24 protein-coding genes and 1 pseudogene are annotated in these 25717 nt (G+C 73.2%); 16 read left to right on the top strand and 9 right to left on the bottom strand.

Features of this window, described 5'->3' with window-relative positions; all coding sequences use genetic code 11:
• Positions 1 to 65: 65 nt before the first annotated feature.
• Complete coding sequence (locus tag ACFYU9_RS20040) at positions 66 to 515, bottom strand: Fur family transcriptional regulator (protein ID WP_389207609.1); 450 nt, start codon at positions 513 to 515, stop codon at positions 66 to 68.
• A gap of 131 nt (positions 516 to 646) precedes the next feature.
• Between ACFYU9_RS20040 and katG the strand changes: the two genes are divergently transcribed.
• Positions 647 to 2845: a catalase/peroxidase HPI gene (gene katG / locus ACFYU9_RS20035; protein ID WP_389207607.1), complete on the top strand. Its 2199-nt coding sequence runs from the start codon at positions 647 to 649 to the stop codon at positions 2843 to 2845.
• A 144-nt stretch (positions 2846 to 2989) separates the two neighbouring features.
• Here the strand turns inward: katG and ACFYU9_RS20030 are convergent, their stop codons facing one another.
• Positions 2990 to 3913 carry an NADP-dependent oxidoreductase gene (locus tag ACFYU9_RS20030; protein WP_389345566.1) on the bottom strand — a complete coding sequence of 308 codons (924 nt, stop codon included), beginning with the start codon at positions 3911 to 3913 and terminating at the stop codon, positions 2990 to 2992.
• Between the two features lie 146 nt (positions 3914 to 4059).
• On the opposite strand from ACFYU9_RS20030, the gene ACFYU9_RS20025 reads away from it, so the two are divergent.
• The 3 genes from ACFYU9_RS20025 (at position 4060) to ACFYU9_RS20015 (ending at position 6196) form a co-directional block, all read left to right on the top strand.
• Positions 4060 to 5067 carry a GlxA family transcriptional regulator gene (locus ACFYU9_RS20025; RefSeq protein WP_389345565.1) on the top strand — a complete coding sequence of 336 codons (1008 nt, stop codon included), beginning with the start codon at positions 4060 to 4062 and terminating at the stop codon, positions 5065 to 5067.
• A 175-nt stretch (positions 5068 to 5242) separates the two neighbouring features.
• A complete protein-coding gene (locus ACFYU9_RS20020; protein ID WP_389345564.1) occupies positions 5243 to 6004 on the top strand; it encodes a hyaluronoglucosaminidase in 762 nt (253 codons plus the stop codon).
• A 15-nt stretch (positions 6005 to 6019) separates the two neighbouring features.
• Entirely contained in the window at positions 6020 to 6196 is a 177-nt protein-coding gene (locus ACFYU9_RS20015; RefSeq protein ID WP_389345563.1) for a hypothetical protein, read from the top strand.
• A 77-nt stretch (positions 6197 to 6273) separates the two neighbouring features.
• Here the strand turns inward: ACFYU9_RS20015 and ACFYU9_RS20010 are convergent, their stop codons facing one another.
• The 3 genes from ACFYU9_RS20010 to ACFYU9_RS20000 are packed head-to-tail and all read right to left on the bottom strand — an operon-like array spanning position 6274 to position 8119.
• Positions 6274 to 7050 carry an SDR family NAD(P)-dependent oxidoreductase gene (locus tag ACFYU9_RS20010; RefSeq protein ID WP_389345562.1) on the bottom strand — a complete coding sequence of 259 codons (777 nt, stop codon included), beginning with the start codon at positions 7048 to 7050 and terminating at the stop codon, positions 6274 to 6276.
• Positions 7050 to 7295, bottom strand: coding sequence for a DUF397 domain-containing protein (locus ACFYU9_RS20005; RefSeq protein ID WP_389207595.1), 246 nt, complete (start codon positions 7293 to 7295; stop codon positions 7050 to 7052). Before ACFYU9_RS20005 ends, ACFYU9_RS20010 begins: the two co-directional genes overlap by 1 nt.
• Positions 7292 to 8119 (bottom strand): Scr1 family TA system antitoxin-like transcriptional regulator, encoded by an 828-nt coding sequence (locus ACFYU9_RS20000; protein ID WP_389207593.1) that lies wholly within the window; start codon positions 8117 to 8119, stop codon positions 7292 to 7294. The genes ACFYU9_RS20005 and ACFYU9_RS20000 overlap by 4 nt, the downstream gene beginning before the upstream one ends.
• A gap of 128 nt (positions 8120 to 8247) precedes the next feature.
• Between ACFYU9_RS20000 and ACFYU9_RS19995 the strand changes: the two genes are divergently transcribed.
• The 3 genes from ACFYU9_RS19995 (at position 8248) to ACFYU9_RS19985 (ending at position 10140) form a co-directional block, all read left to right on the top strand.
• Positions 8248 to 8685, top strand: coding sequence for an ATP-binding protein (locus tag ACFYU9_RS19995; protein ID WP_389345561.1), 438 nt, complete (start codon positions 8248 to 8250; stop codon positions 8683 to 8685).
• Between the two features lie 21 nt (positions 8686 to 8706).
• Positions 8707 to 9462 (top strand): SDR family oxidoreductase, encoded by a 756-nt coding sequence (locus ACFYU9_RS19990; protein WP_389345560.1) that lies wholly within the window; start codon positions 8707 to 8709, stop codon positions 9460 to 9462.
• Between the two features lie 120 nt (positions 9463 to 9582).
• On the top strand, positions 9583 to 10140 hold the full coding sequence (locus ACFYU9_RS19985; protein WP_389207587.1) for an RICIN domain-containing protein: 558 nt from the start codon (positions 9583 to 9585) through the stop codon (positions 10138 to 10140).
• Positions 10141 to 10246: 106 nt separating this feature from the next.
• On the opposite strand, the pseudogene ACFYU9_RS19980 reads toward ACFYU9_RS19985, so the two are convergent.
• Positions 10247 to 10375 (bottom strand): annotated as a pseudogene (locus ACFYU9_RS19980) (ADP-ribosylation/crystallin J1); the annotation flags it as partial.
• Positions 10376 to 10445: 70 nt separating this feature from the next.
• Positions 10446 to 12584, bottom strand: a complete 2139-nt coding sequence (locus ACFYU9_RS19975; RefSeq protein ID WP_389345559.1) for a LamG-like jellyroll fold domain-containing protein — start codon at positions 12582 to 12584, stop codon at positions 10446 to 10448.
• Positions 12585 to 13021: 437 nt separating this feature from the next.
• On the opposite strand from ACFYU9_RS19975, the gene ACFYU9_RS19970 reads away from it, so the two are divergent.
• Together ACFYU9_RS19970 and ACFYU9_RS19965 are read left to right on the top strand one after the other, a co-directional pair.
• Complete coding sequence (locus tag ACFYU9_RS19970) at positions 13022 to 13648, top strand: nucleoside/nucleotide kinase family protein (RefSeq protein WP_389207583.1); 627 nt, start codon at positions 13022 to 13024, stop codon at positions 13646 to 13648.
• 28 nt (positions 13649 to 13676) lie between these two features.
• The gene (locus ACFYU9_RS19965; protein WP_389345558.1) at positions 13677 to 14255 is read left to right on the top strand and encodes an isochorismatase family protein; all 579 of its coding nucleotides are present in this window, start codon (positions 13677 to 13679) and stop codon (positions 14253 to 14255) included.
• On the opposite strand, the gene ACFYU9_RS19960 is transcribed toward ACFYU9_RS19965, so the two are convergent.
• Positions 14209 to 14934, bottom strand: a complete 726-nt coding sequence (locus ACFYU9_RS19960; RefSeq protein ID WP_389207579.1) for a hypothetical protein — start codon at positions 14932 to 14934, stop codon at positions 14209 to 14211. The two genes, ACFYU9_RS19965 and ACFYU9_RS19960, sit on opposite strands and share 47 nt — an antisense overlap.
• A 214-nt stretch (positions 14935 to 15148) precedes the next feature.
• Between ACFYU9_RS19960 and ACFYU9_RS19955 the strand changes: the two genes are divergently transcribed.
• From ACFYU9_RS19955 to ACFYU9_RS19925, 7 genes are all read left to right on the top strand, one after another.
• Positions 15149 to 15862: a DUF4232 domain-containing protein gene (locus ACFYU9_RS19955; RefSeq protein ID WP_389345557.1), complete on the top strand. Its 714-nt coding sequence runs from the start codon at positions 15149 to 15151 to the stop codon at positions 15860 to 15862.
• A gap of 162 nt (positions 15863 to 16024) precedes the next feature.
• Complete coding sequence (locus ACFYU9_RS19950) at positions 16025 to 16513, top strand: hypothetical protein (protein WP_389345556.1); 489 nt, start codon at positions 16025 to 16027, stop codon at positions 16511 to 16513.
• Entirely contained in the window at positions 16510 to 20013 is a 3504-nt protein-coding gene (locus ACFYU9_RS19945) for a hypothetical protein (RefSeq protein WP_389345555.1), read from the top strand. The genes ACFYU9_RS19950 and ACFYU9_RS19945 overlap by 4 nt, the downstream gene beginning before the upstream one ends.
• Before the next feature lie 30 nt (positions 20014 to 20043).
• Positions 20044 to 20652, top strand: coding sequence for a tetratricopeptide repeat protein (locus tag ACFYU9_RS19940; RefSeq protein WP_389207572.1), 609 nt, complete (start codon positions 20044 to 20046; stop codon positions 20650 to 20652).
• A 4-nt stretch (positions 20653 to 20656) separates the two neighbouring features.
• Entirely contained in the window at positions 20657 to 21547 is an 891-nt protein-coding gene (locus tag ACFYU9_RS19935) for a LysR family transcriptional regulator (protein ID WP_389207571.1), read from the top strand.
• A gap of 41 nt (positions 21548 to 21588) precedes the next feature.
• The gene (locus tag ACFYU9_RS19930; protein WP_389345554.1) at positions 21589 to 22551 is read left to right on the top strand and encodes a hypothetical protein; all 963 of its coding nucleotides are present in this window, start codon (positions 21589 to 21591) and stop codon (positions 22549 to 22551) included.
• Positions 22552 to 22619: 68 nt separating this feature from the next.
• Positions 22620 to 23780, top strand: a complete 1161-nt coding sequence (locus ACFYU9_RS19925; protein WP_389345553.1) for a M24 family metallopeptidase — start codon at positions 22620 to 22622, stop codon at positions 23778 to 23780.
• Between the two features lie 167 nt (positions 23781 to 23947).
• Here ACFYU9_RS19925 and treZ read toward each other — a convergent pair whose 3' ends face one another.
• Positions 23948 to 25699: a malto-oligosyltrehalose trehalohydrolase gene (gene treZ, locus ACFYU9_RS19920; protein ID WP_389345552.1), complete on the bottom strand. Its 1752-nt coding sequence runs from the start codon at positions 25697 to 25699 to the stop codon at positions 23948 to 23950.
• Between the last annotated feature and the right edge of the window lie 18 nt (positions 25700 to 25717).

Genomic DNA, 25717 nt, shown 5'->3' with positions numbered 1-25717 from the left:
GCACGATGCTCCACCACCACCTGAGCCGATCGGCGCCCCGCGCGCCGGTCGGCTCAGGTGTTTCCTCAGATGTTTTCGGCCAATCTCCCGTCGGGTCCCCCGCCGCTCGCGCACTCGGGGCACAGCCCCCGGTAGGTGACCTCGACCTCCGTCACCGCGAAGCCGAAGCGCTCCGTCTCCGGCAGCCCGGCCAGCGGGTCGCCCGCCGGATGCACGTCCCGTACGGTCCCGCAGCCGCCGCAGACCAGGTGCTGGTGCGCGCGGTGGGCGTTGGGGTCGTAGCGCTTGGCGCGGCCGACCCCGGAGACCTCGATCACCTCGCCGAGCGCGACGAGTTCGCCCAGCGTGTTGTACACCGTCGCGCGCGAGATCTCGGGCAGTCTCGCGGTGGCGCGCGTGAGCACCTCGTCCGCGGTGAGGTGGATGTGTTCGCCGTCGAGGACCTCGGCGACCACGCGCCGCTGGGCGGAAATCCGCCAGCCGCGACGGCGGAGCCGTTCCAGCAGGTTGCTCATGGTCACCAGCCTTGACTTGGACTGTGTCCATATTAGGATCGACTCCAGCAGTAGCCAAGAGCAAGAGGCGCACGCCGGTTCCTGAGCAAACCCCGAGCTCCGCGATCCGAATGGTTCGGAAGGAAACACCGATGTCTGACCAGAAGAACGATCCGCAGGCCACCCCCGAAGGCACCGGCGGCTGCCCGGTCGCGCACGGCGGCCGCGCCGCGCACCCCACCCAGGGCGGTGGCAACCGCCAGTGGTGGCCGGAGCGGCTCAACCTCAAGATCCTCGCCAAGAACCCCGCCGTGGCGAACCCGCTCGGCGAGGAGTTCGACTACGCCGCCGCGTTCGAGGCCCTCGACCTCGCCGCCGTGAAGCGGGACATCGCCGAGGTGCTCACCACCTCGAAGGAGTGGTGGCCGGCCGACTTCGGCAACTACGGCCCCCTGATGATCCGCATGGCCTGGCACAGCGCCGGCACCTACCGCGTCAGCGACGGCCGCGGCGGTGCCGCCGGCGGCCAGCAGCGCTTCGCGCCGCTGAACAGCTGGCCGGACAACGCGAGCCTGGACAAGGCCCGCCGCCTGCTGTGGCCCGTGAAGAAGAAGTACGGCAAGTCCATCTCCTGGGCCGACCTGATGATCCTCACCGGCAACGTGGCCCTGGAGACCATGGGCTTCGACACCTTCGGCTTCGGCGGCGGCCGCGTCGACGAGTGGGAGCCGGACGAGGACGTCTACTGGGGCCCCGAGACCGAGTGGCTCGCCGACGAGCGCTACACCGGCGACCGCGAGCTGGAGAACCCGCTCGCCGCGGTCCAGATGGGCCTCATCTACGTCAACCCCGAGGGCCCCAACGGCAACCCGGACCCGATCGCCGCGGCCCGCGACATCCGCGAGACCTTCGGCCGCATGGCGATGAACGACGAGGAGACCGTCGCCCTCATCGCCGGTGGCCACACCTTCGGCAAGGCCCACGGTGCCGGCCCGGCCGACCACGTCGGCGCCGACCCGGAGGCCGCGCCGATCGAGCAGCTCGGCCTCGGCTGGAAGAGCTCGTACGGCACGGGTGCCGGCAAGGACGCCATCACGTCCGGCCTGGAGGTCACCTGGACCGAGACCCCGACCCAGTGGGGCAACGGGTTCTTCAAGAACCTCTTCGAGTACGACTACGAGCTCACCAAGAGCCCGGCCGGCGCCCACCAGTGGATCGCCAAGGACTCGCAGGAGATCATCCCGGACGCCTTCGACTCGTCGAAGAAGCACCGCCCGACGATGCTCACCACCGACCTGTCGCTGAAGTTCGACCCGATCTACGAGCCGATCTCGCGCCGCTTCTACGAGCATCCGGAGCAGTTCGCCGACGCGTTCGCCCGCGCCTGGTACAAGCTGACCCACCGTGACATGGGCCCCGTCGTCCGCTACCTGGGCCCCGAGGTCCCGAGCGAGGAGCTGCTCTGGCAGGACCCGCTGCCGGAGCGTACGGGTGAGGTCATCGGCGCCGCCGACATCGCCTCCCTCAAGGAGAAGATCCTCGACTCCGGCCTGACGGTCGCCCAGCTGGTCGGCGCGGCCTGGGCCGCCGCCTCCTCCTTCCGCGGCAGCGACAAGCGCGGTGGCGCCAACGGTGGCCGTATCCGTCTGGAGCCGCAGCGCAACTGGGAGGTCAACAACCCGGACGAGCTGGCGCAGGTCCTGCGGGTCCTGGAGGGCATCAAGGAGTCCTTCGGCAAGGACGTCTCGATCGCCGACCTCGTCGTCCTCGCGGGCACCGCGGCCGTCGAGAAGGCCGCCAAGGACGCCGGCATCGCCGTCGAGGTCCCGTTCTCGCCCGGCCGTGTCGACGCCTCCGCCGAGCAGACGGACGTCGAGTCCTTCGCCGCCATGGAGCCCAAGGCGGACGGCTTCCGCAACTACCTGGGCAAGGGCCAGCGCCTCCCCGCCGAGTACCTCCTCGTCGACAAGGCGAACCTGCTGACCCTCTCCGCCCCGGAGCTCACCGTCCTCGTCGGCGGCCTGCGCGTCCTCGGCGTGACCCAGCCGCAGACCCGGCACGGTGTCCTCACCGAGACGCCGGGCAAGCTGACGAACGACTTCTTCGTCAACCTGCTCGACCTCGACACCGTCTGGACGTCCACCGACGACCAGGTCACCTTCGAGGCCCGCGACGCCTCCGGCGCCGTCAAGTGGACCGGCACCCGCGCCGACCTGGTCTTCGGCGCCAACGCCGAGCTGCGCGCGGTGGCCGAGGTGTACGCCTCGGACGACGCGAAGGAGAAGTTCGTGCAGGACTTCGTCGCGGCGTGGAGCAAGGTCATGGACCTGGACCGGTTCGACCTGCGCTGATGAGCGCCTGCCGGTAGGCACATGAGAGGGCCCCGGGCGGAGATCCGCCCGGGGCCCTTCCCCGTGGGCGAGCTCCCGGCGGCCGCGGGCCCGGGCCGTCGCACCACGGCGAGGTCCCGGCGACCGCGGGCCCGGGGCGTCCGATCAGACGACCGTCAGGACGATCTTGCCGGTGGTACGGCCCCGCTCGCCGATCCGGTGCGCGTCCGCGGCCTCCGCCAGCGGAAGGACCGTCTCCACGACCGGCTTCAGCGCGCCCCGCTCCACCAGGCCGGCGATCTCGCGCAGCCCCAGGTGATCCGGCTCGACCATCACCCACAGCGCCCGCACCCCGTCCCGCGCGGCGGGCACGTCGTCCGGGCCGGGCAGGGTGATCAGCCGGCCGCCGTCCCGCAGGACCTTCAGCGAACGCTCGGCCGTCTCGCCGCCGAGCCCGTCCAGGACGACGTCGACGTCGGCCACGACGTCCTCGAACCGCACCGAGCGGTAGTCGACCACCTCGTCCGCGCCCAGCCGCCGCACCAGATCGTGCTTGGCGGCACTGGCCGTGCCGATGACGTACGCGCCCCGGGCCTTGGCGATCTGCACCGCGAAGTGGCCGACCCCGCCGGCCGCCGCGTGCACGAGCACCCGCTCGCCGGGGCGCACGTCCGCCGTGTCCACCAGGGCCTGCCAGGCGGTGAGCGCGGCGAGCGGCAGCGCCGCCGCCTCCACGTGCGTCAGGCCCGCCGGCTTCGGGGCGAGGTGCCGGGCCGGCGCCACCACGTACTCGGCGTAGCCGCCCGCCTGGCGCGGGAACAGCGGCATCCCGAAGACCTCGTCGCCGGGACGGAACACCCCCACACCGGGCCCGACGGCCTCGACGGTGCCGGACACGTCCCAGCCCACGGCCGGCACGGCGCCCCACTCGACGAGCGCTCCGCTCGCGCGGGTCTTCCAGTCGACCGGGTTCACCCCGGCCGCGTGCACCCGCACCAGGACCTCGTTCAGTCCCGGCTCCGGGCGCCCGACCTCGCGCTCGATGAGGTTCTCGGCTCCGCCCCACTGCTCCACGACCATCGCACGCATGCTGTCCGCCTCGTCCTTGCCTTCGTTTCGGCCTCTCGTCGCCGGGAGTTCCCGGCGCGACGCGGTCCACGTTCCGGCATCCGGGACGGCGACGGTGTTGGCCGTCCGGCCATGATGTGTCAGGATCTGGCCATGAGGATTCGGTCATGAGCGAAAGCCGGCGGTCGGCGAACGGAGCGGCCCGGCCGCACCGGATCGCCGTGCTCGCGCTGCCCGGCGTCCCGGCCTTCGAGCTCGGCATCCCCTCCCGTGTCTTCGGCAGCGCGGAGGACGCCGAAGGCCGTCCGCTCTACGACATCGCCGTCTGCACCGCGGACGGCGCCCCGGTGCCCAGCGACGCCGGCTTCACCGTGCAGCCCGCGGCCGGCCCCGAGGCCCTGGCCGCCGCCGACACGGTGATCATCCCGCCGACGCACGCCATGCCCGAGCTGGCCCGTGGCGGACCGCTGCCCCCCGAGGTCACCACGGCCATCGCCGGCATCCGGCCCGGCACCCGGCTCGTCTCCATCTGCTCCGGGTCCTATGTGCTCGCGGCCGCCGGACTGCTCGACGGCCGGCCGGCCACCACCCACTGGAACCTGGCCCCCGAGTTCCGCCGGGCCTTTCCCGGGGTCAAGGTCGACGAGGAGGTCCTCTTCGTCGACGACGGAGAGGTGCTGACCTCCGCGGGCGGGGCCGCCGGCGTCGATCTGTGCCTGCACCTGATCCGCCGCGACCACGGAGCGGCGGTCGCCAACCGGACCGCCCGCCTGTGCGTCGTACCGCCCTGGCGGGACGGCGGGCAGGCGCAGTACATCGACCGCCCGGTCCCCGACCCCACGGTGGCCGGCACCACGGCCACGCGCGCCTGGGCGCTGGAACACCTGGGCGAACCGCTCTCCCTCGCCCAGCTCGCCGAGCACGCCCGGATGAGCCTGCGGTCCTTCACCAGGCGATTCCGCGACGAGGTCGGCATGACGCCGGTGCAGTGGCTCACCGCACAACGCCTGGAGCTGGCCAAGCAGTTGCTGGAGACCACCGACCTGCCGATCGACCTGGTCGCGCACCGTGCCGGCTTCGGCTCCGCGAACTCCCTGCGCGCGCACATGAGAACGACCTTCGGCGTCTCACCCGCCGCCTACCGCCGCGCCTTCAGCGCCAACGCACGCGTCTGACGGTCGCGTCTGACGACCGCGTCCGACGGCCGTGCCGGGGCCCTGGCGGGGCCCTGGCACAATGACGCCGTCATCGGGATCGGTATCGGGATCGGTAGAGGGATCCGGTAGCGGGATCGATGGCGGTATCGGTCGAACGATCAAGCGAGCAAGAGGCTCAGGGGGGAGCGGCGTCGTGACCGTCACGCGCAGACTGTTCATGGGTGGTTTCACGGCGGGCGCCGTGACCGTCGCCGTCGGCGCGGCGGCGGAGGGCGAGGCCGCGGCGGCCGGGACGGCGACGTCGTTCCAGGGCGAGGTGCACGCCGACCGGTTCACCACCGACGCGGCCACCAACTCCGCGTTCTTCAAGACCACGTCCGTCAGCGAGCACACCGCCACGCTCTACCAGGCCGCCACCAGCGGCACCGGCGTCGCCCTCAACGTGGTCTCGGACAACCCCGGCACCTCGGCGATGTACCTGTCCGGCACGGAGACCGGCCGCGGCACTCTGAAGATCGCCCACCGCGGTTACACCGACGGCTCCGACGCCAACGCCGCCGCGCTCTCCATCGACCTCCAGACGCCCGGCGCGACCGATCCCAAGAAGCCCGGCACCGCGGCCCAGGGCATCTATGTCACCGCCACCCACGGCCCCACCGCCGGAGCCCTGCTCGTCCTGCGCAACAACGCGAACCTGGACGACCTCACCGTCAAGGGCACCGGCCTCATCGGCATCGGCATCGACCGCGGCGCGACCCCGCGCGCCCAGGTCCACATCGTGCAGCGCACGGACAAGCCGGGCCTCCTCGTCGACGGCACCGTCGAGATCGGCAACACCGCGACCCCGCCCACTGGCACCGTGTCGGCGTCCGGCGGCGGCACGCTCTACGCCCAGAACGGCGAGCTGTGGTGGCGCGGCGCGGCCGGTACGGTCACGCGCGTCGCGCCGGCGTAGGCGGGGGAGCGGGAGATGGTGCAGCTCACTCCGGAGCAGCTGATCGGCGAGTTCCAGGACGCCGTCGTCGAGCTCTACTTCGCGCGCAAGCGCATCCTCGCGCTGGAGGCGGAGAACGCCGACCTCAAGGCGCGGCTCGAAGGACTCGAAGCCGCGGACGCGGCGGGCCCGGGAGAGCCGCGGCCCGCGTAGCGCGCGGGCCGCGGCTCTCCCGGCCACCGGTGACGGCGGGTCAGTGTGTGGAGAACCCGCCGTCCGCCGGGTCAGGTTCAGTGGGTGGAGAACCCACCGTCCACGAAGATCGCCTGCCCGGTGACATACGCGGAGGCCCGGCTCGCCAGGAACACGGCGGCGCCCTCGAAGTCCTCGGCGAGGCCGTTGCGCCCGACCATCGTGCGGGCGGCCAGCGCCGCCACCTTGGCCGGATCGGAGGACAGCCGCTCGTTCAGCGGTGTCATCACGAAGCCCGGGACGAGCGTGTTGGCGGTCACGCCGTACGGCGACCACGCCTCCGCCTGCGACCGCGCCAGCGACTCCAGCGCGCCCTTCGACACCCCGTACGCACCGGAGTTCACGAACGCGCGGTGCGCCTGCTGGGACGTGACGTGGATGAGCCGCCCGAAGCCGCGCTCCGCCATGCCGGGCCCGAAACGCTGCCCGAGCAGGAACGGCGCCTCCAGGTTCACCGTCATCGTTTGGTCCCAGACGTCGTCGGAGAGCTCGGACATCGGCGGACGCAGGTTGATCCCGGCCGAGTTGACGACGATGTCCGGCTCGGCGCCGCCCAGCGCCCGTACGACATCCTCGGCGGCCGCGCGAATACCCTCGCGGGTGGCGAGGTCCCCGCTCACCCAGGAGGCCTCGGACCCGTCAGCGGTCAGCTCGTCGACCGTGCTCTTCAACTCGGCCTCGCGCCGGGCGACGATCACGACGTGCGCGCCGGCACCGGCGAGGGCGCGGGCTATGGCCGTCCCGATGCCCGAACTTCCGCCGGTGACGAGGGCGTTGCGTCCGGAGAGGGAGAACAGGTCGTCCAGGTAGGCCATCAGATCTGCTCGCAATGCGCGACGAACGTGCCCCAGGCGGTGGGGTCGAGGGCGAGCCGGGCGTCGTGGGGCCGCTTGGAGTCGCGGACGTGGACGGTGGTGGGGCAGGTGGCGACTTCGACGCAGTCGCCGTCGCCGCTGCTGCTGTACGTGGACTTGTGCCAGGAGAGCGCTACCTCGACGCAGTCGCCGCTCCCGCCGCTGCTGTAGCTGCTCTTGAACCATGCCAGGTCTGTGGTGCTCATGTCGCTCCTCGCATCTCCCGCAACAGGCTCTGGGAGTCTTCAAGGGTGAGAGCCTGTGACCGCATCCTGGCATACCGCATCTGGAAGATGCTGACCACTTCGGCGTCGGAGAAGAGGAGACCGCTCTCCTGTCCCTCGGAGTATCCGAGCCAGTTGTGGTCGGGCGTCTCCAGGATCTGGAACGGCCCGTCGAGACCGGCGTGATGGTCCCGGCTCTGCTCCATCACCTGGATCTCGATGTTCCGCTCCTGGGACATCAGCAGGATGTGGTCGAGCTGTGCCCGATGCACCTCGGGCCCGCCTGTCTGCTTGCGCAGCACGTGCTCCTCAATGATGAAGCTGTACGCGGTATTGGGTCGTCCCGTAAGTAACTGCGCGCGCTTCGCTCGCGCGACCAGCTTCTCCTCGATGTCCTCGTCACTCATCAGCGGAAGCTGCTTCTGGAAGAGCGTGTTCGCGTACGGCTCGATCTGGAGCAGTCCGGGGATCAGTCGGCTCTCGTACGTGTAGAGGCACAGCGCCGTCAGCTCCAACTTGGCCCACTGCTGGAACCAGTTGGCCAGGCCCGGCTGCCGCGACAGATGCTTCGCCGCTCCCTTGATCGCCCCGAACGCGTCCAACTCCACCTCTGAGCGGTCCACGAGCTTCTGCGATGGAAACCTCCGCCCCTGCTCCACCGACGCCACCGTCTGCTGCGAGTACCCCACTCTCGGGGCGAACTCCTCCTGGGTGAGCCCCGCCCGCCTTCGGAACGCCTTGAGTACTTCCCCGAAAGCCTTCAGGCTCTCCGAGGGCTCCGGCTCCGTGTTGTCGTCGTCTGTCATCACGTACACCTCCCAGAGGAATGCTCACGGGGCGTGACTGCTCGTGTCTACACTCCGAACCCGTACGCTTACCGAGCGTACGAGTTGGTGAGCTGGGATGAAGGCCGTTTCGGCGCCACATTGGCCCCATGACTCCCCCTCGGACCCGCCAAGAGCCGGTTACCGTACGTGTGTTCACCCAGCGCTTCAGTTCCACCCCGCGCGGCGCCCGCCTCGCCCGCCACCTCACGCTCCACCAGCTCGACCGCTGGGGCATCGGCTACGGCTCGACCGCCTCCGACACCGTCGCGCTGATCGTCGCCGAGCTCGCCGCGAACGCCGTCACGCACGGCCGAGTCCCGGGCCGGGACTTCGAGTTGACGCTCACGTACGCGGGCGAGCCGGCAGCGACCCTCCGTGTCGACGTCTCCGACACCCGTACCGAGAGCCGTCCTCGCCTCGCCCCGCTCGCGCCGCTGTCGGACAATGGACGGGGTCTGTTCCTCGTCGATGCGCTGGCCAGTCGGTGGGACGTCCTGGACCGCGTGCCCGTCGGCAAGACGGTCCGCGCCGAGCTGGACCTGTAGCGGAGAAAGGCGGCCGGTGTCATGGCCACGATCCTGGTGACAGGCGGTACCGGCACCCTCGGACGGCTCGTCGCCGCGCGGCTGCGCGACGGCGGTCACGAGGTGCGCGTGCTGAGCCGGCACTCCGAGCCGTACGCCGTCGATCTGCGCGAGGGCGGGCCGGCGCTCGACGAGGCGCTCGCGGGCGTGGACACCGTGGTGCACTGCGCGACGACGCAGACCGGCGGCGACGAGGACGCCGCCCGGCACCTGGTTGGCGCGGCGCAGCGGGAGGGGGTCCGGCACCTGGTCTACATCTCGATCGTCGGCGTCGACGAGGCGCCGTTCCCGTACTACAAGTCCAAGCTCGCCGTCGAGAAGATCGTCGAGGCATCCGGGGTCGGGTACACGATCCTGCGCGCGACGCAGTTCCACGACCTCGTCCTGCGCTTCCTGGAGATCACGGCCAAGCTGCCCGTGATGCTGCTGCCGGCAGGCTGGTCCGACCAGCCCGTCGACACCGACGAGGTCGCGGCCCGGCTCGCCGAGCTCGCTTCCGCCCCTCCGGCGGGCCGCGTGCCCGACATGGGCGGCCCCGAGATCCGCAGCTTCGCCGACCTCGCCCGCGCCTACCTCCGGGCCAGCGGCCGCCGCCGCGCCCTCCTCTGCGTCCCCGTCCCGGGCGCGGCCTCCCGCGGCTTCCGCGAGGGCGGCCACCTCGCCCCGGACCACATGGACGGACGCGTCACCTTCGAGGAGTTCCTGTCGACGCGACCGGGAGCGAAGACGGCCCGTTAGTCACGCCCACGCCGCGTGAGAGACACAAAACCGACCGGTTGGATTTGTTGTCACGCATTGGCTACTCTCAGTGATGTACCGCGCACGTGCGGTGACTGAACTAGAGGTGGGAACGTGAAGATGCGCAAGCAGTGGGCCGTGGGTGCGGCGGTTGTCGCGATGACGGCCGCGGTGATGTCGGGGACGGCCGGCTCGGCGACCGCCGAAGGCCCGGCGGGGGCGGCGCCGCGGTCCATCGTCGCCCAGCAGTTCACGCTGCGGCTGCTGAGTGACGACAAGCAGGTCGCGAACGTCCAGGGCGCGGGCACCGCGGACGGCGTGCCGATCATCCAGTACCCGTGGTCCGGCAGGTCCAACGAGCGGTGGGAGCTCGACTCGGCGCTCGGCGGCTACTACCGGATCAAGTCGGTCAGCAGCGGCAAGTGCGTGAACGTCGAGGGCGGCGGCAACGCCAACGCGACCCGGGTCATCCAGTACACCTGCGGCACCTCCGACAACGAGCTGTGGAAGTTCGTCCCGGTGGGCAGCGGCTACCAGGTCGTCGTCAAGTCCAGCGGCAAGTGTCTGAACGTCGCCGGCGGCGTCGGGGTGGGCCACGGCCTCATCCAGTACGACTGCGTCGCCGGCGGAGCGCCGAACGACGTGTGGCTGCCCGTCTGGGAGCCGAACAACCTCTGACCGCTGCCCCGCGCCGGCGCCGGCCCCGTCTCGGGGGCGGAGCCGGCGCGGGCCCGGCAGGCGGTTCACTCGCCCCGGCGGCCGGAGCGTCCGGCAGGGCCGCCGCTCAGCGGAACTCGTGGACGACCTCGATCGCGCCCACGATGACCTCGAAGCGGGTCACGTAACCGACGTCGCTGTGCGGGACGTTCCAGTCGCGCGCGATGCGGATCGCGCAGTCCTCGGCTCTTTCCGGTGCCGCGGACCGCGGACCGCGGACGGCCGGGACGGAATCTCCCGTCCCGACCGCCCCGGCGTCGCGCGCGTCAGGCCACCGGCGCCTGGAAGTGGCAGTTCGTCGAGATCGGTGACGTGGTCGTGCCGTCGGTCGCCCGGACGCGCCAGCCGTACTCGTGGCCCGGGAGCAGCTGCGGGACCGGGACGGAGACCGTGCCCTGGCCGCGGACCTTGGCGCTCGCCGAGCCCGTCTCGCCCATGGTGATCGGCTGCGGCTGGGCCGGGTCGGTGTTGTCCCAGATCGAGAACTCGGCCCAGACCTCCTTCGACGGGTCCGGGTGGGTGACCGCGGCCGTCAGGGTCGGAGTGAGGCTGGTCGCCGTCCCGTAGTCGGCGCCGAAGGGGTCGACGTCCTGGTGGCAGCCCTGGGAGAGCGGCTCGCCGGGCGCGTCGCGCAGTGCGGTGTTCCGGCCCGTCGGGGCCGTGAGCTTCCCGGCGTACGCGGCGATCTGGTCGTCGCGCAGCGGGTAGTCGAAGGCCGCCGCGCGCTGCACGAAGCCGTTGAAGTACGCGTTGTTCGCGCCCTTCACCCTGTCGCGGCCGACGACGAACGGGCCGGTGGCGGCCCAGCGGTCGGCGTCGGCGTGGGTGGCGGTGGCCTTCTTCGTACCGTCGACGTAGAGGGAGACCGTGCCGGCGGCGGCGTCGTACACGCCCGTGAGCCGGGTCCACGTGCCGGCCGTGGCCGGGGCGATGGCCTGGTCGACGCTCCAGGTGGCGCTGTCGGCCTTCGGGAGGGCGAAGCGCCAGGTGCTGTCGCCCGCGTTGTAGAAGAGCATCGTCCCGCTGATCGTCGTCCCGTCCTGGGACAGCACGACGCCCGTGCCCGCGCCCGGGTTCGCCTTCGCCCAGGCGGAGACGGTGAAGCTGTGGGCGGTGTCGACGGCCGGTCCGGCCGCGGTGACGGCGCCCGAGGAGCCGTCGAGCGCCAGCGCCCCGCCGTGCTCGCCCGGCGCCCAGGAGGCACCGCCCGTCAGCGTGCCCGCGTACCCGCCCGAGCCGCCCGTCGTGGCGCCGGGGCCGCCGTCGAGCCGCCAGGACAGCTTCGCGGCGCCCTGCGTGCGGCCGTACAGCGGGGTGTGGTCGGAGTAGCCGGTCGCGGAAGGCGTGCAGGGGTTGGTGACGGTCACCGGCGTCGACCCGGTGCAGGTCGGCTGGACCGAGACGCGGTAGTCGGCCTGGTCGGCGAAGTCGGTGCGGGAGTCGCAGCCGGTGAAGCCGTCGGTGGCGAAGAGGTAGTCGATCTTCGAGGTCGTGTAGCCGGCGTACGAGACGATCCCGCCGTCCGGGTCCGTCGTCACGCCGTCGAGCGTGAACTTGGTGACCTCGTTGGACGCCTCGCCCGGCACGTACGTCCGCTGGTCGCACTCGGACATCAGGCTGTAGAGCGGCTGGAGCCGGTCCTGGAGCCGGGTGTTGAAGTCACCGCCGAGGACGACGGACGGGAACTTCCCGACCACGGCCGCGATCGTCGCGATCTGGTCGTCGTAGTACTGGTCGGCCAGCGCCTGCGTCAGCTTCGCCGGCACGTCGGCGCCGAAGTTCGACACGTGCGTGGTGCACACGTGGTTCTCCCAGCCGGCCACCTCCACGCACAGCACCGTGCCACGGTCCATCGACAGACCGAGCGGAGTGGTGAAGTCCGTCTCGGTCTTCCACGTCATCCGGCCCTTGACGCCGATGGCGACGCCCAGCGTGCCGGACAGCGAGCCGCGGCACTTCGAGCCCTGCGTGTCGACGAACTCGACGCCCGGCTTCTCCGCTTGGTACGCGTCGCCCGGACGCGTCACGCCCGCGAGCGCGAACGTCCAGTCGGAGCCGGGATCGTCGGCCTCCAGCTTCGCCTCCAGCGGCGCGAGGTGGCTGGTCGAGCACACCTCCTGGAGCATGACCACGTTGAGGTCCTGCTCCTGGACCAGCCGGGCGATGCCCTCGATCTTCTTGCCGGGCACGTTGCGGTACGGGCAGTAGCCCGCGTCCGAGGCGATCCTGCCGCCCGCCTCGCCGCACATGTTCCACGTCATCGCCCGCACCGACTCCCGGACGGGCGCGGTGCCGGCCGCGTCCCCGGGGACCGTGGTGACCGCGGCGGCCGGTGTCGCCTGCGCCCCGAGCAGGACGACGGTGGCGAGGACGGTCGCGAGGACCGTCGTCAGGGCGGTCGTCATGGCCTGCAGCCCGTGGGCCGCTCTTCTTCTCATGAGTCGTCACTTACCAGCGGACCTGTGGGGGTCCGCTCTTCCCCCCGCCCCGGCTCCGGGGCAGTGATCACGACTCTGCCAGCCCTGTCACCGCAGGTCGACGCATATCAGGGGGAGGAGGGAGGAGGGAGGAGGCGGGGGGAGTGAGAGGCGGTGGGGCCTGGGTCGGACCGAGGCCGGGTCGGGAGAGGCCGGGCCGGGCTGAGGCCGGGTGGGGCCCGGGCCGGGCCGGTGTCGGGGTCGCCCGGCCGGATCCACCCCCGTCGGATCCGGCCGGGCTCATGGGCCGTCGTCAGGCCGCCTCGGCAGGCATGCCCGCCTCGACCCAGTCCTGGACGCCCTCGCGGTACTGGCCGCTCCGGCACCTCCCCGGTCCCGTGGGCTCCGGTGCGACAATTCCCGGCATGGACGCGCGGGAACTGGAACGGCTCACCGAGCGGGCCCGGGGGCTGGCCCGGCCCGGACGGCGGCGGCTGCTCGGGATCGCCGGGCCGCCCGGCGCCGGGAAGTCGACGCTCGCCGGACACCTCGTCGCCCGGCTCGACGGCCTCGCCGCGCTCGTACCGATGGACGGCTTCCACCTCGCGCAGGCCGAGCTGGAACGGCTCGGCCGGGCCGGGCGCAAGGGCGCGCCCGACACCTTCGACGCGGCCGGGTACGCGGCCCTCCTCGGCCGGCTGCGGGCCGCCGAGCCCGGAGTGACCGTGTACGCGCCCGCCTTCGACCGGGCCCTGGAGGAGCCGGTCGCCGGGGCCGTACCCGTACCGCCCGAGGTGCCGCTCGTCGTGACCGAGGGCAACTACCTGCTGCACGACGAGGGCCCCTGGTCCGCCGTGCGCCCGCTGCTCGACGAGGTCTGGTACGTGGACCTCGACGACCGCCACCGCGTCCCCCGGCTCGTCGCGCGCCACGTCCGCTTCGGCAAGGACCAGGAGCGGGCCGAGCGCTGGGTCGCCGAGTCCGACGAGGCCAACGCCCGCCTGGTGGCACGGGGCAGGGACCGCGCCGACCTCGTCGTACCGATGTCGTGATCCACCCGGCAGGCAATAGCGTGTGTGCATGACACACGCGCCGGCGGTCCTCGTCATCGACATGCAGAACGCCCTCGCCGAGATCGCCCACCGCGCCGACGACACCGTCGCCGTCATCGCCGGGCTCTGCGCCCGCGCCCGTGCCGCCGGCCTGCCCGTCATCACCGTCCAGCACCACGGCGGCGGCCTCGAACCCGGCACTCCCGGCTGGCGGATCGTGCCCGAACTCGCCCCGGCCGACGGCGAGTCGGTGATCGCCAAGACCAGTGCCGACAGCTTCCTCGACACCGGCCTCGACGCCGCCCTGCGCGCGCTCGGCGCCACGGAACTCGTCGTGACGGGCTTCGCCACCGAGATCTGCGTCGACACCACCGCACGCCAGGCCCTCAGCCGCGGCTACGACCTCGTGCTCGTCGCCGACGGCCACACCACCTCGGTGCGCGGCGGCGAAGGCCCGTACGCCGCGCCCGACGCGTCCGTCGCCCACCACAACGAGATCTTCCGCAACCTGGACTTCCCGGGGCGCTCCGTACGCGTCCTGCCCGCCGCCGACGTCGACTTCAGCCCGCCGCGTGCGCGCCGGCCGCCCGCGCCCACGCGCGGATGACCGGGTGCGGGCGGCTGCCGTCGCCCGCCAGCTCCGGCTGGAACAGGGTGGCGAGGAAGAAGGGATGGCCGGGCAGTTCGGCGATCCGGATCTGGCCGTCGTCGTCGGCGCCGGTGAAGCGCAGGCCGTGCGCGGTCAGGGTGTCGAGGTGGCGGCTGTCGGGGCCGTAGTTGCAGTGGTAGCGCTCGGTCGTCAGCTCGGCGCCGATCACCTGCTCCGCGAGCGAGCCCGGCGTCACCCGCACCGCGCCCTCGTGGCCCACCAGCGAGCAGGCGAGCGGGGCGAGCAGCAGATCGGCCTCGTCGGCCGCCGGGTCGTTCTCGGCGTGCGCCGCCCGCTCCAGGTCGCACACGTTCCGCGCGAACTCCAGGAGCGCGTGCTGGAAGCCCGCGCAGGTGCCCAGGAACGGGATGCCGTCCTCGCGGGCCGTGCGGATCGCGGCGATCGCGCCCGCCTCGCTCTCGTACGGGCTGCCGGGCAGCAGCCACACGGCGTCGAAGCCCTTCACCGCGCCGGGCTCCTCGGCGTCCCGGCTCCGGATCCAGTAGGCGTCGAGGACGAGGCCGTCGCGCTCGGCCAGCGCTTCGAGCAGCAGTGGGATGCGGACATGGGACTTCACGTGCGGGGAGCGGTCGCCGACGAGGGCGATACGGGCGGTGTGCGTGGCCTGTGCGTTCATGACCACCATGCTGGCCGCGCCCGGCGTTCACGTCCAACGATGATTCCTGCACTCTCCATCGCAGATGCTTATCGAGCCGGGGGGCGGGTGGGTGGTGAGTCCGTGGGCCGGCGGGTCGGTGGGTGGCGAGTTCGTGGATGGTGGGTCCGTGGGTGGCGATCCGGGGTGCCGCGAAGCTGTGGTCGGAGCGTCCGGGCGGGCGTACCGTGACGACATGAAGCACAAGGCCGCGTTTTCGGTCGCATTCCTCGCCGCCGCGTCGCTGTCGATGACGGCCTGTTCGTCCTCTTCCAACTCCTCCTCCTCGCCCTCGGCGCCGTCACCGGCTCCGTCGGCCCCGACCACGACGGCCCCGACCCCGACGGCCCCGACCCCGACGGCCAGCGGCGCGCCGAATTCCCCGTCGGCCCCGGCTGCCCAGCCGTCTTCGCCTTCGTCGCCTTCGTCGCCGGGTGGGAGTGGCCGGCCGGCCGGTTCGAGCAGCCCGGCCGGCACGAGCGGCGGCGCGCCCAAGGAGTGCGCGACCAGTCAGCTCTCGGCCGCCCTGACCACTCCCGAACCCGCCGCGGGCTCGATCTACGCGACCCTGGTGTTCACCAACCGCTCCACCGTCACCTGCACGATGACCGGCTACCCGGGCGTGTCCTACGTGGCGAAGAACGGCGTGCAGTCCGGCAACGCCGCCGTGCGCGAGCCCGGCACGACCGCCACCGTCACCCTGCACCCCGGCGGACGGGCGAAGGCCGCACTGCGCGACGCGAACGGCGTCAGCGGCTACGACCCGGCACAGTGCGCGCTCTCGCCCGCCGAGGGCCTGCGGATCTACCCGCCGGACCAGAAGGCCGCGCTCTTCGTCCCGTGGAAGACCGAGCACTGCGCGGGGCCGACGGTGCACGCGCTGACCATCGCGCCGGTCAAGACGGGCTGATCCGGCGGATTCAGCTGGTCCGGCCGGTCCGTTTGATACGGCCGGTCCGGTTGATGAGGCCGGTCCGGTTGATCCGGCCCGAGGGCCGGTCCGGGAACCGGGCGAGTCGTACCCTCGTCCTCGACAGTGGTACGCGAACTCGCTCTGTTCTTGGGAGAGTTGATGTCGAATCCGGAGGCGACCGCGCTCGCGATGGCCGCTGCGACGACGATCGTCACGGCGATGGCGACCAGCGCCTGGCAGGCCACGAGAGCCGGAGTCGCGAGGATCTTCGGGCGGGCCGCCGGCGACGAGTCGGGGCCGGACTCCGGATCCGAGGCCGGGGCCAGGGCCGGGTCGGCCGTCGAGGTGCGCCTGGAGCGCAGCGCGGCGCGGATCGCCGGCGCCGACGACCCGGAGCGGGTACGGCAGGCGCAGATCGACCGGTGGCGGGACGACATCGAGGACCTGCTCCTCGACCATCCCGACGCGGCGGCCGAGCTGGCGGCCCTGGTGGAGGCGGTCCGGCGGCAGCTTCCGCCGGTCGGGGAACGCTGGGTCCAGCGCGTCGAAGCGCGTGACGGAGGGTTCGCCGTCGGGGCGCAGGGGCCGGGCAGCAGCGTCGTCGTCCACCGTGACCGGGAGACGCCGCCCACCGGGGACGCTCGTTGAACTCCGCGCCGCAGCAGCAGCACCAGCAGCATCAACAACAGCAGCAGTACGTCACGGCCGTCAACGGCTTCGCCTACGGCTGCGTCGGCGCGGACATCCACGTCTTCGGCGACGGCGTGCCGCTGTACGTCCTCCAGCGCTGGCGCGCCGAGGCCCGGCCGGACCCCGCCTGGCTGCTCGATCTGCCCAGCCGCGTGCTGAACGCGCGCTACGAGGTCGTCGACTTCACCGGGCGCGAGGAGGAGCTGACCGATCTGCGCCGCTGGCGCGACCACGGTCCACGGCTGGCGGTCCAATGGCTGCACGGGCCGGGCGGCCAGGGCAAGAGCCGGCTCGCCGCGCGGCTGGCGGAGGAGTCGGCGGCGGCCGGCTGGACCGTGGCGACGGCCGTCCGCGGCCCCGGCGTCGCCCACCCGCCACCCGGGAGCCAGGACCTGCGCACCGACGACGGTGCCGGGGTGCTCCTGGTCGTCGACTACGCCGACCGCTGGCCCGTGGCCCATCTGACCTGGCTGCTCAGCAACACGCTGCTGCACCGTCCCGCCGGCCGGGCGCGCGTGCTGCTGCTCGCCCGCAGCCGGGACGCCTGGCCCGCCCTCCGCGCCTCCCTCGCCGACCTGCAGGCCGACGCGTCGACCCGTAGCCTGCCGCCCCTGGCACCCCTCGACGCGGGCCACCGGACCGGCGACAGCGAACGCCACGACATGTTCCGGGCCGCGCGCGACGCCTTCGCCGACCTCTACGGCGTGCCCGCGCGCGGCATCGAGCCGCCCGCCGAACTGGGCGGACCGGACTTCGGACTGACGCTCGCCGTCCACCTGGCCGCGCTGGTGGCCGTGGACCGCCACGCCGTCGCCACCGGCCGGGTACGGGACTTCGTACGGGACGGCGTACCCGCACCCGTACCCGTATCCGATCCCGTACCCGTGCCCGTACGGGATCCCACGCCCGACATGACCGGCCTGACCGCGTACCTCCTCGACCGGGAACGCCGCCACTGGCACACCCTGCACGCGACCGGAGCGCTCGGCAGCACCAGCACGGAACTCTCCCGTGCGGTGTTCGTCGCCGCGCTCACCGGCGCGCTTCCCTACCGGCAGGCGAAGCGGGCTCTCGGGCTCGCCGGCCCCGGCGCCGACACGGACCGCCTGCTCACCGACCACGCGTACTGCTATCCGCCCGGCGCCTCCGGCACCGTCCTCGAACCCCTCTACCCCGACCGCCTCGCCGAGGACTTCCTGGCGCTCTCCCTCCCGGGCCACGACCTCCCGGACCACGCCGCCGACCCGTGGGCGGCGGACGTGCCCGAACTCCTGCTGCCCGCGCTGCCAGTGCTGCCCGCGGCCGGGGCCGGAGAGTCCGGCGCGTCCGGCGCGTCCGCCGGTTCTGCTGGTCCCGATGGCTCCTCCGGTTCCGGTGGTTCCTCCGGTTCCGGTGGTTCCGCCGGTCCCGCTGGGTCCGCCGGTTCCGACGGCTCTGCCGGTTCCGACGGCTCCGCCGGACTGCCGGCCTACGCTCCCCGGGCCCTCACCTTCCTCGTCGCCGCCAGCCACCGCTGGCCCCACCTGCTCCCCACCCTGGAGGCCCTGGACGCCCGGCTGCCGGACGACGTCGACGCGAACGAGGAGCTCGCCGCCGCCGCGGCCGACCTCGCCGAACGACTCGCCCCGCGCCGCCTGTCCGTGCTGGCGGCGGCCGACCGCGTCGAACGCGCGCGGATCCACCGCGCCCTGGGGCGGCGGCTCGACCAGGCGCGGCGGGCCGTGCAGGCCGCCCCCGCGCTCGCGGAGGCCGCGCGGCTGTACCGCGACCTCGCCGCCTCGGACCCGGCCGGCTTCGACGCCCTCTTCGCCGAGTCGTCGTTCGAACTGGCCATGGCCCTGGTGTTCGCGGAACTGGAACCCTGGACGCGCGAACCCCATGAGCACCTCGCGGTCGACACGGCGGGGCTCGACCAGGCGGCGGCCGCGTTCCGCGACGCCATCGAGGCCTTCCGCCGACTGGCGGCGCAGAGCCCCGGCGAGCACCGGGAGGACCTGGCCAAGGTGCTGATGGCGGCCTCCTTCCTCGTGCCGCGGCTCGGACCGTCGGACCAGGCCGTCGAGGCGGCCCTCGAAGCGGTCGACCTGGTCCGCCAACTGGTGGAGGAGGAGCCCGACGGAGCCGACACCAACCTGCCCTATGTGCTCGCGGCCGCCGCCACCACCCTGACCGGAGCACACCCCGAGAAGGCGCGGACGCTGGCCGGCGAGTCGGTCGGCATCGCACGCCGGGCGACCCGCGAGGACCCCGTGAGGAACGCGGAGCACCTGGCCTTCGCGCTCGCCACCCAGGCGTCGGTGCTGCTGCGCCTGGGCGAGGGCGAGGAGGCCCTCGACGCGCTCAGCGAGGCGGCGGAGCTCAGCGGCCGGGGCACGGCGGCAGGCCCGGACCCGGACCCCTGGGCGAGCGTCATGCACCAGGTGCTCGGCTTCGTATGGGTGCAGGAGCGTGCCACCGGCGCGACGACCGGCCGCGACACGGCCGTGGACGTGCTGTGCCGACTGGCCTTCGGCGACACCTCCGGTCGCGCGCCCGCGCTGCTGGACGCCCTGTTCGCCCTCCTCGGCATGCTCGACGCGGCCACGCACACGGAGGACATGCTCGCGGTGCACCGAGCCGTCATCCACCTCCTGCGCACCTCGGACGAGATCCCGTACGCCCCGGGCGATCGCGCCGGACGGTCCGACGTCAACGGGGGGCTGGTGCAGGTGAGCGCCCTCCTGGCGAGGGCGGACCGCTGGGACGAGGCCCTGGCGTACCTGAACGAGGCGGCCCGTGAAATGCAGGCCGAAGGGGTCGGTTCCCTCGACGTGAGCCTGACGAGCGCGCTCACCGTCCTGGTCGCCATGCTGGCCGACCTCGACCCGGACGAGGGCGGCGATCCGTACCGCCGCATGGCGCGACCCGAGGCCGTACCCGTCCTCCTCCTGGTGAACGAGACGTACCGCCGCCTGGCGCGGAACGACCCCGCCGGCTACGAACTCGGGCTCGCGATCACGGAGAAGGTCCTGTCCGAGGCGCTGTGGATGCTGGGACGGGACGGGGAAGCCGTCGCCGCCGGCCGGGAGTCGGTGCGCGTCTGGCGCCGCTGCGCCGCCCGGGACGACGCACCCGAACACCGCTACCAACTCGGCCTCGCCCTGCGCCGGCTCGCCGACAAACTGACGGACACCGACGTACCGGAACAAGCGGCCACCGCGGCGCGCGAGGCCGCCGAGATCTGGCGCGCCCTGTCCTGCGAAGCCCCCTCGGCCGGCCACGAGGCCGGCGTCGCCGCGGCCCTCTACCTCGTCGCCCGCAACCTGCGCCGGCTCGACCCCGCCACGGCCCTGGCCGCCGCCGAGGAGTCCGCCGACGTGCTGCGGCGCTTCCCCGGCGACGACCCCGCCGAGCACCGGTCCACCCTCGCCATCGTGGAGAGCCTCGTCGCCTGGATCCGGGAGGAAATGCGCGAATAGGCCGGCGATGGTCGGGGATAGGCTGCCGCCATGACGATCAGCGACACCGGCGACACGGGCGGAACCGCCGACCCCGCAGGCACCTCAGGCGCCGGCGCCACCAGCCCCACCGGCGCCCTCCGCGACTGGGAAGAGCGCGTCGCCGCCGCCTGGGCCGGGCTCGACGCGTACGAGGACGACCCCGCCGCCTTCCGCGCCCGCATCGCGGAACTCGCCGCCGAGCGCCCCGAGGACGACCCCGCCGCCCTCTTCGAACTCGCCGCCGCGCACGACTCCACCGGCGAGCCCGAGCAGGCCGTGCGCCTCTACCGGCGCGCCCTCGACGGGAGCCTCACCGGACTGCGGCGCCGCCGCGCGGTCATCCAGCTCGCCAGCAGCCTGCGCAACCTCGGCCGCCCCGACCAGAGCGTCGAACTCCTCACCGAGGAAAGGGCCATCGCGGCAGACAGGCTCGACGCCGACGAGACCGCGCTGTCCGCCGCCGTCGACGCCTTCCTCGCGCTCGCCCTCGCCGACACCGGCCGCGAGCGCGAGGCCGCGTCGCTCGCCCTCGGCGCCCTCGCCCCGCTGCTGCCGCGCTACAACCGCTCGCTCGCCGCCTACGCGCGGGACCTGCTGAAGACGCCCCAGGGGTCCTGAGCCGGTGGACCCGCACCTCCTGCGCACCTACGTCGCCGTCGCCCGGCTCGCCTCCTTCTCGGAGGCGGCCCGCGACCTCGGCTACACCCAGTCGGCGGTCTCGCAGCACATCGCCGCCCTGGAGGCCGACCTCGGCCAGCCGCTGCTCACCCGCCGGCCCGTCGCCCCCACCCCGGCCGGCGAGCGGCTGCTCGAACACGCCGGTTCGCTGCTGCTCCGGCTCGACGCGGCCCGCGCCGACCTCGCCCGCTTCGCCGCCGCGCCACGCGGGACGATCACCCTCGTCGCCTCACCACTCGCCCTGCACCCGCGGGTCCTCGCCGCGCTGCCCGCCACGGGCGTGACCCTGCGCACCCTGCCCCGCGACGAGGTGCCGGCCGTCGTGGCCGTCGGGGAGGCCGACCTCGGGCTCGTCGACGGGATCGCCGCGCCCAGCGACCCGCTGCGGCTGCCCGACGTCGCCCCGCTCACCGCCCGCGCGGTCGCGGAGGATCCCGTCGCCGTGGTCCTGCCGGCCGGCCACCCGCTGGCCCGGCGCTCGGGCCTCGACCTCGCCGACCTCGTGGACGCCCGCTGGCTCGACGCCCCCGACGCCGGCTTCCCGCTCGACCGGCTGCGCGCCGCGCACGCCGGCCCGGCCGGCCACGGCTTCCGTACCGCCCTGCGCTACGAGGGCACCGACGCCCGTACCCTCACCGCCCTCGCCGCCGCCGGCCACGGCCTCGCCCTGCTGCCGGCCTCCGCCGCCGCCGGCGTCCCGGGCGCGGTGGCGGTCCCGCTCGCCGTGCCCCGCCTCGTCCACCGCACCGAACTCCTGCACGTCGGAGGCGAACCGGCAGGTCCCGCAGTCGAGTTGGCCCGACGTCTCACCCTCCGCCCGCCGGACGGCCGATAATCTGGCTACCGGCCGGCGATGGCGACGAAAGGCGGGGCGACGTGGGGTGGTTCCGGCGAGGGTCGAGGCGCGACGACGAGGACGCGCCGAGGGACCCGGAATTCTCGTACTTCTCCGAGCGCGAGGCGGCCCTCTTCCGGGGCCGGGTCCGGGCGGCCTTCGCCGAGCTCGGACTCGAAGTCACCGTCTACGCCGATCATGTGACGGACAACGCGGGCCGCCGTTTCGGCCTCGGCAACCTCGCCGCCGTCTGCCACCAGGACCCGCGCGGCACCCGCGTCTGGCCCCGGATGATCGACCGGCACGTCCGGCTCGTGGTCCGCGCCCTCGAAGGGCCCTCCGCCCTCGACACGCTGCCGCCCGAGCAGATCCGCGCCCAGCTCTACCCGCGCGTCGTCAGCGGAGACGGCATCGACCCCGGCACCTTCGGCTACGCCCGCAGCGTCGCCCCCGGCCTCTACGAGGTCCTCGCGCTCGACCTGCCGGAGAGCGTCATGACCCTCACCGACGAGGCCCTGGAACGCCTCGGCGACCCGGCCCGGCTGCGCGCCCGGGCGCTCGACAACCTGCGCGGGCTGCCCGTGGAGGGCCACGAGACCGTCAAGGACGCCGACGGCATGCGCTTCGAGGTCATCCTCGGCGACTCCTTCTACACCGCGAGCCGCGTGCTCGACCTCGACGCCGTCGTCCGCCGGGTCACCGGCCGCCCGCTCACCGACGACGGCGCCCTCGTCGCCATGCCCTTCCGTCACCAGCTGGCCTTCCACCCGATCCGGGACACCACGATCGTGCCCGCGCTCGGCGCGATGGCCTCGTTCGCCGCCTCCGGTTACGAGGACACGCCGGGCGCCATCAGCCCGTACGTCTTCTGGTGGCGTGGCGGCACGCTGACCCAGCTCAGCGAGCACGGCGAGGAGGACGGCCAGCTGCGGATCGTCGTCGGCGACGAGTTCCAGGAGCTGCTGGAACGCCTCATCGTCCGCCGACCCGACCAGGGCCGCTGAGGCCGGTAAGCGGTCGCGTCCGCCGTCCGCTCCGGGCAGGATGGCGTACGTCGAGGAGGAGATCACCCATGCCCGAGAGCACGCCCGAGAGCACGCCCGAGAACAGCACCGCCCCCACGCCCTTCACCGCCGACGACTACCGGGCCCGGATGGCCCGCGCCGCCGACTCCGCCGCCGCGGCGGGGCTCGCCGGCGTGCTCGTCGCGCCCGGCCCCGACCTGGTCTATCTGACCGGCTACCAGCCCACCGCGATCACCGAGCGGCTCACCGTCCTCGTCCTCGCGCCCGGCCAGGACCCGGTCCTCGTCGTGCCCACCCTGGAGGCCCCGGACGCCGCGAAGGCGGCGGGCGCCGAGGCCCTGACGCTGCGCGACTGGACCGACGGCAAGGACCCGTACGCCGTCACCGCCCCGCTGCTCGACGTCTCCGGCCGCTTCGGCGTCAGCGACAACGCCTGGGCCATGCACCTGCTCGGCCTCCAGCAGACCCTGCCCGACACCTCGTACGTGTCGCTCACCGAGGCCCTCCCGATGCTCCGCGCCGTCAAGGACGACCACGAGCTCGCCAGGATCGCCGCCGCCGGCGCCGCCGCCGACGAGGCCTACGGCGAGATCGTCAAGGTCCGCTTCGCCGGCCGCAAGGAGACCGAGGTCGCCGCCGACCTCGCCGCCCTGCTCATGCGCTTCGGCCACTCCCAGGTCGACTTCACCGTCGTCGGCTCGGGCCCCAACGGCGCCAACCCGCACCACGAGGCCGGCGACCGCACCATCGAGCACGGCGACATGGTCGTCCTCGACTTCGGCGGCCTCAAGCACGGCTACGGCTCCGACACCACCCGCACCGTCCACGTCGGCGAACCCACCGACGAGGAGCAGCGCATCCACGACCTCGTCCGCGAGGCCCAGCAGGCCGGCTTCGAAGCGGTACGCCCCGGCGCCGCCTGCCAGGACGTCGACCGCGCCGCCCGCAAGGTCATCACCGACGCCGGCTACGGCGAGTACTTCATCCACCGCACCGGCCACGGCATCGGCGTCACCACCCACGAACCCCCGTACATGATCGAGGGCGAGGACCTGCCCATCCTCCCCGGCATGTGCTTCTCCATCGAACCGGGCATCTACCTCCCGGGCCGCTTCGGCGTCCGCATCGAGGACATCGTGACCCTGACGGAGTCCGGCACCGGCCGCCGCTTCAACAACACGTCACGCGAAATGGCGATCGTGGAGTGACGCCCACGTCACAAGCCCGCGCGGCCGGGCGGCACCCTGCCCCCGGCCCCGACACTGACGCACCGCGCCTGCCCGTCCGACACGGCCCCCGCCCGTGCCACCGATGCCGGCTTTGAGCGTCAGGGCCTCTGGCTGATCACGAAGCCCTGTTCCGCGTGGAGCCGGGCTCAGCCGTCCGTCAGGATCACCGCCGACTCCGGCGGCAGCCTCAGCAGCCCGTCTTCGCCCGGGGCCTCCGTCCGTTCCCACGCCGCGAGGACCCGGTCGCGGCCGGTGGAGCCGAGGGCGATGTCGGCCGGTTCCTTGCCCAGGTTGACCGCGATGCGGATGTCGCCGCGGCGGAAGACGAGCCAGCGGGCTTCCTCGTCGTAGGCGACCTTCACGCCGCCGAGGTCGGGGTCGGTGAGGTCGGGGAGGGTGCGGCGCAGGGCGATGAGCTGGCGGTACCAGGTGAGGAGGCGGCGGTGGGGGTCGCGTTCGCGTTCGGTGCGGTCGAGGACGGAGCGGTCGCGGGTGGCCGGTTCCTGGGGGTCGGGGACGTCCTCCTCGGCCCAGCCGTGGGCGGCGAACTCGCGGCGCCGGCCTTGCCGTACGGCCTCGGCGAGTTCCGGGTCGGTGTGGTCGGTGAAGTACATCCAGGGTGTGCTCGCGCCCCACTCCTCGCCCATGAAGAGCATGGGGATCGCCGGGCCGGTGAGGACGAGGGCGGCGGCGCAGGCGAGGAGGCCGGGGGAGAGGGCGGTGGAGAGGCGGTCGCCGGTGGCGCGGTTGCCGATCTGGTCGTGGGTCTGGGAGTAGCCGAGGAAGCGGTGGGCCGGGGTGCGGTCGCGGTCGACGGGGCGGCCGTGGTGGCGGGCGCGGAAGGTGGAGTACGTGCCGTCGTGGAAGAAGATCCGGGTGAGGGTCTTGGCGAGCGCGGCCATCGGGGCACGGGCGAAGTCGGCGTAGTAGCCCTGCGACTCGCCGGTGAGCGCGGTGTGCAGGGCGTGGTGGAAGTCGTCGTTCCACTGGGCGTGGACGCCGAGGCCGCCGATCGCGCGCGGGGTCGTGGTGCGCGGGTCGTTGAGGTCGGACTCGGCGATCAGGAAGTGCTTGCGGCCCTGCTCGCGGGCCACCTCGTCGACGGCCGCGGACAGCTCCTCCAGGAAGGTCAGCGCACGGGTGTCGGCGAGCGCGTGCACGGCGTCCAGGCGCAGGCCGTCGATCCGGTAGTCGCGCAGCCAGGCGAGCGCGCTGCCCAGGAAGTACGCCCTGACCTCGTCCGAGCCCGGCGCGTCCAGGTTCACCGCCGCGCCCCAGGGCGTGTGGTGCGTCTCCGTGAAGTACGGCCCGAAGGAGGGCAGATGGTTGCCGGACGGGCCGAGGTGGTTGTGCACGACGTCCAGGACGACGCCGAGTCCGAGCCCGTGCGCCGCGTCGACGAAGCGCTTGAGCGCCGCCGGCCCGCCGTACGGCTCGTGCACGGCCCACGGCGCCACCCCGTCGTACCCCCAGCCGTTCACCCCGGGGAACGGGCACAGCGGCATCAGCTCCACATGGGTGATGCCGAGCCCGGCGAGCTCGCCGAGGCGCGCCGTCGCCGCGTCGAGAGTGCCCTCGGGCGTGAAGGTGCCGACGTGCAGCTCGTACAGGACGCCGCTGCGCAGCTTGAGCTTCGGCGACGCGTGCTGCCAGGCGTACGTGTCGTGGTCGACGACCGCGGCCAGGCCGTCCGGGCCGTCGGGAAGCCGGCGGGCGCGCGGGTCGGGGAGCACGGGGCCGCCGTCGAGCGAGAAGCCGTAGCGGTCTCCGTCGGCGGCGGGGACGACCCCGGTCCACCAGCCGGCCCGCTCGGCCTCCCGCTCCAGCGGGTGCTCCGCGCCGTTCAGCTCCAGCGTCACCCGGTCACGGGCGTGCGGCGCCCAAACCTCGAACAGCACGTGACGGTCCCCTCGACG

Origin of the sequence: Streptomyces sp. NPDC004327, assembly GCF_042873935.1 — a bacterium.
Lineage (GTDB): Bacteria > Actinomycetota > Actinomycetes > Streptomycetales > Streptomycetaceae > Streptomyces.
Note: the sequence above shows the minus strand (reverse complement) of the source record. Positions and strands in the feature narration are given on the sequence as shown.